At 70.4% G+C, this 12,470-nt stretch carries 15 protein-coding genes; 3 read left to right on the top strand and 12 right to left on the bottom strand.

Annotation, left to right across the window (positions count from 1 at the left end; genetic code table 11):
- Positions 1 to 429 precede the first annotated feature (429 nt).
- Positions 430 to 1,173, bottom strand: a complete 744-nt coding sequence (locus VIG79_RS04300) for a DUF4118 domain-containing protein (protein ID WP_331882571.1) — start codon at positions 1,171 to 1,173, stop codon at positions 430 to 432.
- 576 nt (positions 1,174 to 1,749) lie between these two features.
- Here VIG79_RS04300 and VIG79_RS04295 point away from each other — a divergent pair.
- Positions 1,750 to 2,037, top strand: a complete 288-nt coding sequence (locus VIG79_RS04295; RefSeq protein WP_331882570.1) for a hypothetical protein — start codon at positions 1,750 to 1,752, stop codon at positions 2,035 to 2,037.
- Positions 2,038 to 2,746: 709 nt separating this feature from the next.
- On the opposite strand, the gene VIG79_RS04290 is transcribed toward VIG79_RS04295, so the two are convergent.
- On the bottom strand, positions 2,747 to 3,136 hold the full coding sequence (locus tag VIG79_RS04290; protein ID WP_331882569.1) for a YciI family protein: 390 nt from the start codon (positions 3,134 to 3,136) through the stop codon (positions 2,747 to 2,749).
- A 215-nt stretch (positions 3,137 to 3,351) separates the two neighbouring features.
- Here VIG79_RS04290 and VIG79_RS04285 point away from each other — a divergent pair, with 215 nt between their 5' ends.
- Positions 3,352 to 3,741 (top strand): YciI family protein, encoded by a 390-nt coding sequence (locus VIG79_RS04285; RefSeq protein WP_331882568.1) that lies wholly within the window; start codon positions 3,352 to 3,354, stop codon positions 3,739 to 3,741.
- A gap of 24 nt (positions 3,742 to 3,765) precedes the next feature.
- Here the strand turns inward: VIG79_RS04285 and VIG79_RS04280 are convergent, their stop codons facing one another.
- The 5 genes from VIG79_RS04280 to VIG79_RS04260 form a co-directional block, all read right to left on the bottom strand.
- Positions 3,766 to 4,437, bottom strand: coding sequence for an alpha/beta hydrolase (locus VIG79_RS04280; RefSeq protein ID WP_331882566.1), 672 nt, complete (start codon positions 4,435 to 4,437; stop codon positions 3,766 to 3,768).
- Positions 4,438 to 4,463: 26 nt separating this feature from the next.
- Positions 4,464 to 5,492 carry a DUF4037 domain-containing protein gene (locus tag VIG79_RS04275; RefSeq protein WP_331882564.1) on the bottom strand — a complete coding sequence of 343 codons (1,029 nt, stop codon included), beginning with the start codon at positions 5,490 to 5,492 and terminating at the stop codon, positions 4,464 to 4,466.
- 65 nt (positions 5,493 to 5,557) lie between these two features.
- A complete protein-coding gene (rox, locus tag VIG79_RS04270) occupies positions 5,558 to 6,988 on the bottom strand; it encodes a rifampin monooxygenase (protein ID WP_331882561.1) in 1,431 nt (476 codons plus the stop codon).
- A gap of 237 nt (positions 6,989 to 7,225) precedes the next feature.
- On the bottom strand, positions 7,226 to 7,609 hold the full coding sequence (locus VIG79_RS04265) for a nuclear transport factor 2 family protein (RefSeq protein WP_331882558.1): 384 nt from the start codon (positions 7,607 to 7,609) through the stop codon (positions 7,226 to 7,228).
- A gap of 27 nt (positions 7,610 to 7,636) precedes the next feature.
- Complete coding sequence (locus VIG79_RS04260; RefSeq protein ID WP_331882555.1) at positions 7,637 to 8,089, bottom strand: MarR family winged helix-turn-helix transcriptional regulator; 453 nt, start codon at positions 8,087 to 8,089, stop codon at positions 7,637 to 7,639.
- Between the two features lie 62 nt (positions 8,090 to 8,151).
- On the opposite strand from VIG79_RS04260, the gene VIG79_RS04255 reads away from it, so the two are divergent.
- Positions 8,152 to 8,520, top strand: a complete 369-nt coding sequence (locus VIG79_RS04255) for a VOC family protein (RefSeq protein WP_331882553.1) — start codon at positions 8,152 to 8,154, stop codon at positions 8,518 to 8,520.
- Positions 8,521 to 8,584: 64 nt separating this feature from the next.
- On the opposite strand, the gene VIG79_RS04250 is transcribed toward VIG79_RS04255, so the two are convergent.
- The 5 genes from VIG79_RS04250 to VIG79_RS04230 all read right to left on the bottom strand — a co-directional run bounded on the left by VIG79_RS04250 (position 8,585) and on the right by VIG79_RS04230 (position 12,431).
- Entirely contained in the window at positions 8,585 to 9,133 is a 549-nt protein-coding gene (locus VIG79_RS04250) for a cupin domain-containing protein (protein ID WP_331882550.1), read from the bottom strand.
- 34 nt (positions 9,134 to 9,167) lie between these two features.
- Positions 9,168 to 9,878, bottom strand: a complete 711-nt coding sequence (locus tag VIG79_RS04245) for an MOSC domain-containing protein (RefSeq protein ID WP_331882548.1) — start codon at positions 9,876 to 9,878, stop codon at positions 9,168 to 9,170.
- A 111-nt stretch (positions 9,879 to 9,989) separates the two neighbouring features.
- The gene (locus VIG79_RS04240; protein WP_331882546.1) at positions 9,990 to 10,649 is read right to left on the bottom strand and encodes a DUF1684 domain-containing protein; all 660 of its coding nucleotides are present in this window, start codon (positions 10,647 to 10,649) and stop codon (positions 9,990 to 9,992) included.
- Between the two features lie 182 nt (positions 10,650 to 10,831).
- Positions 10,832 to 11,563: a class I SAM-dependent methyltransferase gene (locus tag VIG79_RS04235; protein ID WP_331882543.1), complete on the bottom strand. Its 732-nt coding sequence runs from the start codon at positions 11,561 to 11,563 to the stop codon at positions 10,832 to 10,834.
- A gap of 31 nt (positions 11,564 to 11,594) precedes the next feature.
- Complete coding sequence (locus VIG79_RS04230; protein ID WP_331882540.1) at positions 11,595 to 12,431, bottom strand: SCO6745 family protein; 837 nt, start codon at positions 12,429 to 12,431, stop codon at positions 11,595 to 11,597.
- Between the last annotated feature and the right edge of the window lie 39 nt (positions 12,432 to 12,470).

The raw sequence follows: 12,470 nt of genomic DNA, 5'->3' as shown, positions 1-12,470 counted from the left end.
CTCGGCGAGGTCCGCGCGCAGGTGCCGACATCGGCGGCTGACGGCGAAGTAGTCCCCGTTGTTGCCGACCGCGTAACCTCCGGATCCTGTGACGGAGCCGGGCGGGAGGTCGGCGACTGGAAGACGGGTAGCGCTCATGGCCTGCTCCTGGTGAGGAGTTCCTCGATCCTCTTCATCGTGTCACAGTCGCCGAGTAACCGCCCCTCCCGTGCCGTCCGGCCTGAGCCGCGGCACTCGCCGTCCGCACCCGCTCGATGTCGGTAAGACCAACATCGGCTGAGACATCCCCGAGGGGAACGCGGAGACCGCCTCGGTGGCTGACACCACGACTGCCGGACCACGGGCGCGGTCGCCGCGGCGGAGCTCCGATGATCACCCGCCCGATAGATGCCCTGAGATGCGGTGAGCGCGCGAGCGGTCCCCTTTCGGTCACCGGCGTTTGGCGAGGACGGTGCCGACTTGGTCGGCGAGGAGGACGGCGACCCGCAGCTGCTCGGATGTGGGGTACCGCACCGCGGTCGCCGAGGTGAGCACGAACCCGCCGACGGTCTGGCCTGCGCTGCGGATCGGCAGCAGGATCTCCTCCTCGGTGGGCAGCCCGTGGCGGTCGACGTCCAGGAGCCGTTCCCCGCTGCGGACCTGCCCGTCCGGCTCGATCACCGTCCGCAGGTGCGGGGCCACGGGGGCGTACCGGCAGCCGTCCAGCCCGAGCAGGCCGGTCAGCTCGGTGCCGACTAGGGCCACCAGGTCGGCGGGGTCTGGGTCCTGGGCGGCGATCTTCTCGGCGGTGCTCAGGACGCCGTCGAGGTAGCCGAGCCGCCTGCTGGCGCCGGCCTGCTGCCGGCGCCCCCACAGCGCCAGCTCGGTCACCGCGAGCCCCACGGTCAGGAGCAGGACCAGCGCCTCGACGTCATCGGGGTTGCTGACTGCGAGGGTGCCGTACGGCTGGGTGAGGAACAGGTCGAAGAACACCCCGCTCGACAGCGCGGCCAGGAAACCGGCCAGCCGGACACCGGTCGACGACGCCGCGACCACGACCAGGACCAGGACCAGGACGGCGGCGGCGGCGCTGACCTGGTCGCGGATCAGGCTCAACCCGGCTGCCACCGTCAACGGTGCCACAACGCTGGCGACCAGCAGCCAGGGCCGGTACCGGCGCTGCGCGACGTCCATGCCGCCAGTGAAACACCGTGGCCGCCGGCCGGCGGCCACCCTGACGCGACCTTGACGCGACCTTGACGCCGACGAGCGTCGAGGCGGTGGCAGCCGTCGGAGGGGAGGGCGCGACACTGCGGAGTCCTCCGCCGGGTCGCCTCGAACCAGGCCGGGTTGTGGCGGTAGACCGGCCGTGCCCGCAGGGGTGGCGTTGGCGACCCGGGACAAGTCCTGCAGGGGCATCCTTTTCTGTCGATCCCGTCGGGCAGTCCGATGTCAAGGACGATGACGAGCCGTCACCGGCCGGGCGTCGCACCGAGTGGGCGACCGGTTCCGGCACCATCGGGGAGGTCGACGGCGATGGTCAGCCCGCCCCCGGGGGGGTGCCCTCGACCCGAGGGGTGGCGTCCGTCGCCTCGGTCGGGTTGCGTTGCGACGGCGACAGCAGGTTCGACCCCCGCCCGCGGGGACGGGACCTCACCGCCGCGCAGGAACCGGCGAATCTCGGTCCCTCGGCCCGCGAGTCCTGCCCCGGGGATGGGCGTGTGGGTCCACAGTGTTGAACAGGACGAACAGGATGAACAGCAGCTCGGCATGACGGAGGGGGCCATGGACCGGTATTCCACGAAGGAGAGCGCGGCGCAGGTGGCCGCGTGCACGGCAGCGGCAGCGCACCGGCGTGATCACCACCACGGGGTCGCCGTGACCTGTCACCCCCACACGGTCGAGGTGGTCCATCTCGGCCATCGCGCGGTCACCGTCTGCCACGACTGCGAGTCCGACACCGGGTTCCTGCCCGAGCGTGATGCTGAAGCCCTCGCCGACACCCACCGTACCCAGACGCTGGACGGCGCCAACACGCTCCTGTGGTCGACCGCCTGACCGTCCAGCAGCGGCCGGGCCGTCAGCCGGCTCCGGCTGACGGCCCACCGAGGAGGGGCTGCGAGAGACCCACACTCCGACGACCATCCTCAAGGACACTGTCCGGCTGAAAGACGCCACCGGACCCTCCGCTGATGAGCGGTTGTATGACAACGTCGGCGCTGGCGCGTCACCGGCAGGAGCGGACCGTCAAGGGGTGGATGCCGCCGGCCCACTTGCGCAGCGCATCACCGTCGGCCAAGCCCTTTCTGGGCGCCGGAGTGGGTCAGGCACAGTGACGGGCGCAGCGTTCGGGACGCCGACCCAAGGCCATGTGCGGGCCGCCGGATCTGCGCTCCTCCCCCAACAGCGAGCCGCGGAGAATGTAGACAAGATGTAGGAGACCTGGAGGAACCGCTGCGGACGCGTCGGCACCCCGCCTGGACCAGCGGGACGAACCAACACCAACGGATATGACGTTTCCGCAGATCACGGACGCGTCGGGAATAGACGACACGCCCTGGACGAATTCCGGGTTTCCTACGGAACAAAAGGTAAGGGGTTCGAACCCTTCGGTGAGCAGCCTTGCCCACCCGTGACCTGGCAAGACGCCGCGAAGCCCGGACGGAAGTGCAGCCCAAGAAGCCGCCTAAAGCGTCTCTGGGCCGGTGTGGGTCCACCCGCAGCTCCACCGACGACGAGGGGCATGGCGACACCCTCGTCCCGGACGTCAGGCGTCCACCGGTGGCGGGCCGGCCAGCGGGCGGACCTCGATCGGTATGCCCATCGGCACCCCGCCGGGGCCGGGCGACGACGAGGCTCTCGCGGCGATGGCATACGCCCGCTCGTCGTCGACGCAGTCGACCACCCAGAAGCCGATGAGGAACTCCTTGCCGTCCGGGAACGGACCGTCGCTGACGGCCGGCGCTCCGTCGTCGTAGCGAACGATCCTGGCCTGGTCGGGCCAGGCGAGACCGGCGTTGAAGACCATCTCGCCGTTGTCCTCGAGCTCGCCGTCGAACGCGCGCTGGAACTCGATCATGTTCTTGACGTCCTCTGGGGTCCAGCTCGCGTCGTTGCCGCCGTCGCTCCCGACGTGCATCATCAACATGTACTTCATCGCGGCTCTCCTTCTGACGTGAGGGGTTCTCGGTCACCGACGGTATGCCTCCCGACCGACATCGCCGGTCCGCAGGAAGCGTCGTCGATGGGTACGGCCACCTGACGACCAGCTGAAAAACCTACGGCGAAGATGTCCTCCCGGTACCTGTCCGTTCGTGGAGAGGGTGACGGGGCAGCCGTTCGGGTTCCCCGATGACGCGGAGGAGTGTGGACATGGCGCAGTACCTGATCGCCTTCAACGACGAGTGGGTTCCGGACCTGACGCTGGAGCAGATCCGCGAGCGGGGCGCGGCCAGTCAGGCGGTGTGCGACGAGATGACGGCCGCCGGGGTGTTCGTCTTCGGCGACGGGGGTCTGGATGCGTCGACGGCGGTCTGCAGCGTGGACCCGAACGGCGGCTCGCCGCTGTTCACCGACGGCCCGTTCGTCGAGACCAAGGAGCACCTCGGCGGGTTTACGGTCGTGGAGGTGGCCGACGACGCCGCGGCCCGCTACTGGGCCGGCCGGATCGCGGTGGCGGTCGGCTGGCCGCAGGAGGTGCACCGGTTCCCGACTCGCGCCAGTCTGATGGGTGAGGAGCCCGCCGCCGCTTCTTCGGTGTGACGCTGCGAGACGCCTTCCTGCCCGTCAGCGGCTGAACGCCCACGCCACCATCAGCGGGAGCTCCTTCTGCCAGAACGCATCGCCGTGCGCTCCGACGCGCTCCCTCATCACGACCTCCACACCCGCGTCAGCGAGAGCCGCTGCCCAACGGGTCGCGTTGTCGAGGAAGAACGGCTCCAGCGTTCCGGCGACGAGGTAGGTCCGTGGCATGGTCGCCGGCATGGTCGCAGGGGGCCGGTAACCCGCGCCCGGCGAGGCACAGAAGACCGCGCTGAAGGTACGCGGATGGCGAGCTCCCAGGGCGAGGGCCAGCTCTCCACCGGCCGAGACGCCGAACACTGCCGTGCGAGCGGCGGGCAGCGCCACCCCGAAGGTCGCGGTTGTCCACCGGGAAACGTCGTCGACGAAGAACCTCTCGTGCGCGGCGAACCGCTCCGGGTCGAAGCCGGGCGAGTACTCGTGAAGCCGCCACGTCTCGTCCGCGGACCGGTGGACGCCCACCACCATCGTCGCCGGCGCGACGGTGGCTTCCAGGGCCGCGGCCCACCGTGGGACCAGCTGGCCGTCTCCCGCGAACACGATGGCCTCCGGCGGGCCGGGCGGAACGTACACCGTGACCTGCCGTCCCCCGTCGTAGTCGAGCGTCTCGGTGAGGAGCTCGCCCGAGACGGCACCGACGGTTGGCGAATCATCCATGGCAGCAACCCTTTCCGGCGACCATCTCACACCCGCGAGGATGGAGGCCGTCGGCGTGACGGGTTCATGAGGACGTCGACGTTGTGGCTCCGCTGCTCCGCCGAGCCGACGCCTCGCGGAAGGGCGCGAACGACTGGGTCGTCGATGGACTCCTCCAGCGCTTCCACGACCTCGAGGCGGATGCCTCGATAGTCCCGGTCCCAGAACTGTTCGACGGGGTCGTCGACGGTGGGCAGCCCGGCGGCGGCCTGGAGACGGTTGAGGGTTCGCACCGCCTCGACCAGGCCGTCCTCCCGCGCGCGCCAGTCCGCACGGGTCAGGGTGCGGGCCAACGGCTCGGCGACCACGTGGGCTCTCGGAAGCCGGGTCAGACTGGTACCGAGCCACTTCGAGTACGGCGGCCAGCGTCGGTCGATCAGGTGCGCCAAGTGCGTCGCCACCTCGGCCAGACGGGCGGTGATGATCCGGGAACCGAGGTCGTCGCCGCGTTCCGCGGTTCTCCCGACGAGCGGTAGCTCCTGGGCGAGCCGAGCCCAGTCGGCCGCGACGACATACGTCCAGACATCGTCGGGGTACCACCGCAGGTCCGCGCGCGCAGCGGTCAGGGCACCGTCGGTGTCGACGAAGACCGGACCGGCCGTCACCTCCAGTACCGCCTGACCCGTCAGCATCAGCCAGTCGTCGATCGCGAGCGGATCCCGCAGGTCGACGCCGGTACGCGAGTGCACGAAGGACGCGACGTCCTCCACCTGCACCCGATGCCGCCGCTCGGCGTCCCACGTCGTCGGGAAACGGGTGTGGAGGCCTTCGAACGACTCGGGAAGCGTCTCCTCCAGGTATGCGTCGACGTGAGCGGCGATGTCCGCCGACACCAGGAGGTTGAGTCTCAAGCCCCAGTCGTGGTCCCGCGAGACGGCGTCGTCGAGGCCGAGGACGTCGGAGCCGCTTCCCCAGCGTCCCGCCGCCCGCGGCAGGCCGGGCCAGCGGGCGTCGAGGGCCGGCCCCACGAGGTGCTCGTAGTAGAGCCGGGAGAGCTCGGCGCCGCCACGATCCACCAGCCCATCATGGCCGTCGTTCCTCCTCACTGCCGGTATGCGGGCAGACCACTGCTCAGGCGACATCAGCGGGCGGGACGGCCGAACCAGCGGGAGAGGTGCTCGTCCAGGTCCCGCTGGTCGTCGCCGACCCAGGCGACGTAGCCGTCAGGACGTAGCAAGGCGCTCGGGACGTCGAGCGCCGCCGCGGGATCCGCGAGGTAGTCGACCCGGTCGGACCAGCCCCCGACGGTCAGGTGTTCGGTGCGGTCCAGCAGCAGAGCGCGGCCGCGGTGCAGCACACCGTAGAGGTGGCCCTGGTCCACGTCGATGTCGGGCAGGCGGCGGCCGACCAGGTCCGGGGCTTCACCGAAGTCGTAGCGGATGTCCGTCGCGGTGATCCTCTCGACCAGGTAGCGGTTCACGTCGTCGAAAGCCATCAGCTCGGTCAGCAGCCTGCGTACCGCCTGCGGGCCCGGTTCGGTCGATGACAGCTCCATCTGGGCGCGGGTGTTCTCGAGCACGTTCGCCGCAACCGGGTGGCGTTCGGCGTGGTAGGAGTCCACCAGGATCTCCGGCGCCCAGCCGCGGATCTGCGCGGCCAGCTTCCAGCCAAGGTTGAACGCGTCCTGAACGCCCAGGTTCAGCCCTTGACCGCCGGCCGGCGGGTGGATGTGGGCCGCATCGCCGGCCAGCAGCACTCGCCCCACCCGATAGCGCTCGGCCAGCCGGGTGGCGTCGCCGAAGCGGGACGTCCAGCGCGGGGAGTGCACGCCGAAATCGGTCCCGGCGACGGTGCGCAGCTGTTGACGGAAATCCTCTAGCGTCGGCGGTTCGGCGCGGTCGCTGACGCCCGTAGCCGGGACGACGACGCTGTAGTACCCCTCGCCGGAGGGCCTGAGCCAGAACCGCTGGTGGGTCTCGCGGACGTCGGCCACCGTCGCGGAGATCTCCTCCTGCGGGACGCCCACCCGCATCTCGCCCATGAGCGTGTCGGACCGCGAGGGCTCGCCGGGGAAGCCGACGCCGAGCAGTCGGCGAACCGTGCTGTGCGCGCCGTCACAGCCGACCAGGTACCGCGAACGCAGCTGCTCCCCGTCGGACAGCTCGACCGTCACGCCCTCGTCGTCCTGCTCGACACCGACCACGGCACACCCGCGCCGCACCTCCGCGCCCAAGGCGGTCGCGTGCTCCTCGAGCAGATTCTCGATGACCGGCTGCGGGATGCCGAGCAGGTAGGCGTACGCGGTATCCAGGCCCTGAGGAGCCGGGGTCGGGATGCCCGCGAAGATGCCGCCGAGGGGGCGCCGCCTACCGTGCTCGAGGAGGCGGTCCAGCAGTCCGCGCATCGCCATCAGCTCGAGGCTTCGAACGTGCAGACTCACGATGCGGACGAACGAGACGGGCTCGGTCTCCTTCTCCAGCACGAGTACGCGTACATCGTGCAGCCGAAGCTCGGCGGCCAGCGTCGCACCGGTCGGTCCGCAGCCGGCAATGATCACGTCGAACTGGTCCATGGTTGCTGCCTTTCGGGAGGGCCGTGGTGGCGAGGCACTCCCGGCGATACCTACGTCAGCCGCGTGGCCGGGACGCGAGAGGGAGCACCCACATCGATACAGCGTTCATGGCTCTCACCTACTCGGGCGTAGCGACGGTCAGAGCAACCTACTCGAGCGGGATCCCGACATCGGTTCCAGACTGCCACCACTGCGGCGGGTCTCGACCAGCACGGCCGCCGTACGCGCGGCCAGGGCTCACATGGGCAGGCTCAACGCGTGCGTGAGAGCCATGACCCACCGGCCCTCCCGCGACACGAAGACGTTGCTCATCATCGTGAAGTCCTCGAATCGTGCGTCGTTCGGCATCCGCAGGACGGCGTGCTGCACCCCCGTCACGACCACCGCCGTCCCGAACGCGTCCGCTCGCAGGTCATGGCACGCGATGGACACCACCTCGCCGGGGAACGAGGTCATCCTCTCTACGAACGCCAGCCGGTCTCGGTCCTCCTCGCCGGGAGTCCGGAGGACGAAGTCGTCGGCCAGCACCCGCATCCACGCCTCCGGACTCTTGGCCCGCATCGCGCCCCACACGTCGACCCGCTGCACGTCGAGCACCTCTCGGGCGGCGGCGCCGTTCATCGGCCACCAGCCGGTAATTCGTGCGACCTACGCATCCTGCTCGGACCTCACCAAGGAGTGGATCATGCTCTGGAGGGTTCTGAACGCACTCGACTGCTCGTCAAGCGTCATGCCGCTCAGCATCCTGATCTCGACGGCTCGCACCGCAACCGTCGCCTTCTCGAGGCTTCGTCGACCGCGGGGTGTGAGCCGGGTGGGAAGCACCTTCCCGACAGGGGCCTGCGCCGGCCGGGTCACGTAGCCGTCTCGTTCCAACGCCTGCAGCAGGACGTTCATCGACTGCCGGGTCACGAAGGCTTTTCGGGCGAGCTCGGAGCTCGACAGGCCTGGGCGCTGTGCTAGCAGCTCGAGGCAGGAGTAGTGGGTCACGGTCATTCCGAGCGGCCGCAGCACCGCCTCCATGGCAGCGCGGAGAGCGCTCGAGGCCTCCTTCAGCAGGTAGCCGATTGACGTCTCCAGCTCGACTCCGTCTTGACTCATGTCAATATTCTGACATAGGTTTGCGCATGTCAGATAACTGACATTACTGAAGGAGCATCACCATGCCGGCCACCGGCCCCGATTTCATCTCCCTCCAGGCTCGCGATCTCGAAGCGTCGCAGGCGTTCTACGAGCGGTACCTCGGCCTCGTCGGCTCCCAGGCGGGCCCGCCCCATGCCGTGGTCTTCGAGACGACGCCGATCGCGTTCGCGCTGCGAGACGTCGTACCCGGGACCGATCTCGACTCCGTTCCCCAGCCCGGTATCGGTGCCGCGATCTGGCTCCACGCCACCGACGTCCAAGCCATTCACGACGCTCTCGTCGCCGACGGTCACCCGATCGTCTCGGCTCCGATCGACGGCCCCTTCGGTCGCACGTTCACCTTCGCCGACCCCGACGGCTACCAGGTCACCCTCCACGACCGCGGCTGAGACGCCGAGCGCCGTCGTTCGGGGACGCTCGCTCGCCGGCGTCCGCAGCTGGACGCCCGTCGGCTCAGCAGTCGGAAGGCCCCGCGGTCCCGGGCGTGGACGGGTCCACCTGCGCCCAGTCGAGGTAGTCGAGGTTGACGACGATCGCCTCCTGCGTGGTCCGGGCGATGACGACGACGGCCTCGGTTCCGGGGTCCGGGTTCTCCTCGCGGTGCGGTACGAACGGCGGGACGAAGACGTAGTCGCCCGGGCCGGTCTCGATACGGGTCTCCACCGGCTCCTCACCGTCGACGTCGAGGAAGACGAAGACCGGGTTCCCGGAGACCACGTAGATCGCCGTCTCGGAGTCGCCGTGATGATGGTTGGCCGAGGCGGTGGAAGCCGGGACGTGCGTCTGTCCCATCCAGAGGTTGCGGGCGCCGACGGTCTTCCCACTGATCGCCTCGAGCCGACGCATACCGGCGGTCTGTGTGGTCTGCCCGACCAGTCCCGCGGGTGCGACGTGGTGCAGGGCCCGGTGGAAGGGGTCGATGACGGCGGGCACGAGCACGCCGCTGGGGCTGCGCACGAAGCCGTCGTTGGAGAACCCGGCAGGGACGTGGTCGATGGGCATCATGCTCCTCGGGTTCGGCGGGATCGGCGTGGGTTCAGGCGTCGTGCAGCTCGCGCTCGTCCTTCAGATGCCAGACCGTGCGGTGTCCTGCCCACTGCTGCCAGTGGGCGGCCAGCTCCGGCGCCGACAACACCCGATCAGCGTCCTGCCGTTCGCCGAGGTAGAGCGCGAAGACCTCGGCCGTGGTGATGCCGTGCTCCGGGGTACGCGTGACCGTCACTGGGGCGCCGGCCCACACCTCCCCCTGCTCGAGGACTCGTAGCAGAGCGCCAGGTCGGCGGGCGCGCGCGAAGGCCCTGGGGAAACGCGGATCCTGCATCCGCATACCGAGCTTCCAGCAGGGAGTGCGGGGCTCGCTCACCTGGAGCAGGGCGGACCCGACGCGCCACCGCTCTCCGACCACCGCGTCGCGCAGGTCGATGCCGGTCGTCGTGAGGTTCTCCCCGAAGGTGCCCGGGTCCAGCCCGGGGCGGTCCAGCTCCTGAGCCCACCACCGGAGGTCCTCCGAGGCATACGCGTAGACCGCCTTGTCGGGCCCGCCGTGGTGCTCAGGGTCGGCCTGCTCGTCACCGTCGAGCTGGGTGGCCAGCACCCTGACCCGACCCGCCACCGGACGCTTGTCGATGCTCGAGCGCAGCCGTCGACCGAGCCACTCATAGGCGCGGGCGCGGCCGACCTGAACCGAGACGACGCCGGTGGGGCTGGTGTCGACCTCGTCGGTCGACGGCGATGATGCCCAGGTCACGGCGGCCCCTCTCAGGTGATCGGGGCGCCCCACCGACGACGGAAGCAAGCGGGGTGCGTCCCCCCACATCCGGTCGGCAAGCCTAGAGAAGACGGTCGTCGACGCCAAGAGTCACGTCCCGACCAGCTCCCCGACGGGGACATCCGCGGTGAGTCGGTTGCCGGCGGGCGCCAGCGGACAGGCCCATCGCGGGTCGTACGCGCACGACGGGTTGTAGACGAAGTTGAGATCGACGACCCAGGCGTCGTCCTCGCGACCGAGATCGGCGCCCTTGACCGTGTCGATCAGGTACCGGCCGGCGCCGTAGGTCGTTCGTCCGGAGGTCGTGTCGCGCAGGGGGACGAAGAGCCCGTTCCCGTACGAGCCCAGCCACCAGACGTCCAGGCCGCCCAGCCCGGGGACCGTGAGGCGTCCCGCCCGCTCGAACGGCACGACCCCGTCCGTCCCGGTGTTCGGCTCCCAGGTCGTCGGTTCGGCCGGCTGCAGCGGCACGAGGAACCGGTATGCGGGGTCGTAGGGCGCGTGGCGCAGGGACTGCCCGGGTTGCCGGGGGCTGGCGGGGTGCTGGTCGAAGAGCATGGTCCGCGCTCGGACCCAGCCGGCGTGCGCGGCTGCGGGATCCGAGGCGTCGCGGACCTCGGCATAGAGCGCATGGACCTCGCGCCGCCAGGAGGCGACCGACTGCGACCAGGTGGCCAGGTCCGGTTGCGCCCTGGTGCCCTCGTGGTCGGACTCGGACTCGGACAGCGGCTCGGGCTGGTCGGCGGTCACCCGTCCAGCATCACCCGGACCGGGCCCATCGACACCCTGGACGGCATCACTTCGGGTCGATGTCGCCGAGCTCCCAGCTACGGTCGACGGGGGGCTCGAGCGATCCGCGGCGGGACCGAAGTAGAGATCGACGGACCCGCCGTCGTTGACGACGAGGTTCCGGGTCGCCAGATCCGCAGGTGCTAGGAGATGCGTCTGGCGAGGTGCAGGGTGACGTCGGCAATCAGCTCGACCGGGTCCGGAAGGACCTCGAGGATGCGCCCGAGCGCGCCACGTCGCTGGTCCGCCGGTAGCTGGAGGTAGGCCGAGACGGTCGAGAGATGTCCGACGTAGTCACCAGCGGACAGGGTGGTTCGGAGTTCGATGACGTGCTGTTGGACGTCGCCGAACTGGGGCGATCGCTCGAGCTCCGTCCCCGGCCACTGCATCGGCTCCGTCGGTGGTGTGCCGTCCGGTGAGGGAACGTCGTCGGTGTCCAGGTAGGGGCGGCGGGCCTCATGGACCGCCGCCTCCACCGTCGGGTCGGCCAGCTGCCTCGCGCCCCCGAAGGAGGCGAAGGTGCCGCCCGGTTCGAGCAGTCCGGCGATACGTGGCCACCGACCTTCGGCGTCGGTCCAGTGCAGGGCCGCCGCCACGAAGACGAGGTCGTAGGTCGTGGACGGGCGCAGGTCCTCGAGCGCGTCGTTGACCGTGACGACGGTCCCAGGGACGTGCTGGCGCAGGACGTCGAGCATCGCGGCGTCCGGTTCGGTGGCCGTGACGAGAAGGCCGCGGTCGGCGAAGACGCGCGTCGCCTTACCGGTCCCGGCGCCGATCTCGAGGGCGTTGCGGACGGGCCGATCCGCATACGCGAGGACGAGGTCCACGAGCTCGGCGGGGTAGCCCGGCCGGAAGCGTTCGTATGCCTCCGCCACGGCGCCGAAGCTGGTCGCACGACCGGACACGTCAGGAGAGCCCGATCGGGTTGGGAAACGGAAGGATCCCGGACCGCCGAACCGCGTCGGTCAGCGGGGTCAGGAGGTCGGCGAGCGTGTCGGTTCTGCTGACGCCCAGGTGGTCCCACGGGGATGCGGCGGCGGCGTCCGTCTCGTCCTCGATCACCTCGCGGGCGGTCCGACCCTCGGTGGTGAGCCGGCCCTCGGCGTCGAGCCAGCCGCGTACCTCCAGCTCTTGTCGCCCCTGCTGCCAGGTCTCGTCAGGCCAGCCGCGGCTGACGGCGAGGGCCTGGTCCTCGCTCTCGCCGGCGGCGATCTTGAGCCAGTGCGCCTGCACGGGCGTCACACCGGCGGCCACCAGCGCCGCGTTGTGCCCGTCGCCGCGGTGCTCGCGAAGCGTCGTGGCCGCCTGCCACACGGCACCCATCGGGTCGCCCGGCCGAGGGCGTCCCTGGTTGGCCGCGGCCAGCACTCGACCTGCGGTCTCCGCGTGGAGCGCCGCGTCCCAGATCAGGTCGGCCGCCGCCTCGAGCCGCGGTGTCTCGCCGCCGACCCGCCGCAGCGTCGCCGTGGCGCCCCCGAGTCGAGCCTCCAGCGCGCCGTCAGGTGGGGCGAGCGACCAGGCGTCGGGAAGCGCCCTCGTGACGCGGGACGGCGCGAACCCGAAACAGACAGCCGTGGCGACCTGTGCACCCACCGCCCCCAACGGGGCGAGGCGGCCCGCGAAGTAGCCCATCCAGAACCCGCGGTACCCGGCCTGCGCCAGCGCGTCGAGGGGTTCCCGGCCGAAGTAGGTGACGGCGTGGATCGGCTCGACCAGGCGCCACATCCGACGTGAGGGAGGCATCACGCTGTCCACGCCTCAGTATGCGGGTCTCGGATCGCG

The organism is Lapillicoccus sp. (assembly GCF_036559105.1).
Classification (GTDB): Bacteria; Actinomycetota; Actinomycetes; order Actinomycetales; family Dermatophilaceae; genus Lapillicoccus.
The sequence above is the reverse complement of the archived record's forward strand: the minus strand, read 5'-3'. Positions and strand labels throughout refer to the sequence as shown.

Coding starts and splice junctions, on each gene's coding strand:
- VIG79_RS04300 (WP_331882571.1), bottom strand. CDS start 1,173: ATGGACGTCGCGCAGCGCCGGTACCGGCCCTGGCTGCTGGTCGCCAGC.
- VIG79_RS04295 (WP_331882570.1), top strand. CDS start 1,750: ATGACGGAGGGGGCCATGGACCGGTATTCCACGAAGGAGAGCGCGGCG.
- VIG79_RS04290 (WP_331882569.1), bottom strand. CDS start 3,136: ATGAAGTACATGTTGATGATGCACGTCGGGAGCGACGGCGGCAACGAC.
- VIG79_RS04285 (WP_331882568.1), top strand. CDS start 3,352: ATGGCGCAGTACCTGATCGCCTTCAACGACGAGTGGGTTCCGGACCTG.
- VIG79_RS04280 (WP_331882566.1), bottom strand. CDS start 4,437: ATGGATGATTCGCCAACCGTCGGTGCCGTCTCGGGCGAGCTCCTCACC.
- rox (WP_331882561.1), bottom strand. CDS start 6,988: ATGGACCAGTTCGACGTGATCATTGCCGGCTGCGGACCGACCGGTGCG.
- VIG79_RS04265 (WP_331882558.1), bottom strand. CDS start 7,609: ATGAACGGCGCCGCCGCCCGAGAGGTGCTCGACGTGCAGCGGGTCGAC.
- VIG79_RS04260 (WP_331882555.1), bottom strand. CDS start 8,089: ATGAGTCAAGACGGAGTCGAGCTGGAGACGTCAATCGGCTACCTGCTG.
- VIG79_RS04255 (WP_331882553.1), top strand. CDS start 8,152: ATGCCGGCCACCGGCCCCGATTTCATCTCCCTCCAGGCTCGCGATCTC.
- VIG79_RS04250 (WP_331882550.1), bottom strand. CDS start 9,133: ATGCCCATCGACCACGTCCCTGCCGGGTTCTCCAACGACGGCTTCGTG.
- VIG79_RS04230 (WP_331882540.1), bottom strand. CDS start 12,431: ATGCCTCCCTCACGTCGGATGTGGCGCCTGGTCGAGCCGATCCACGCC.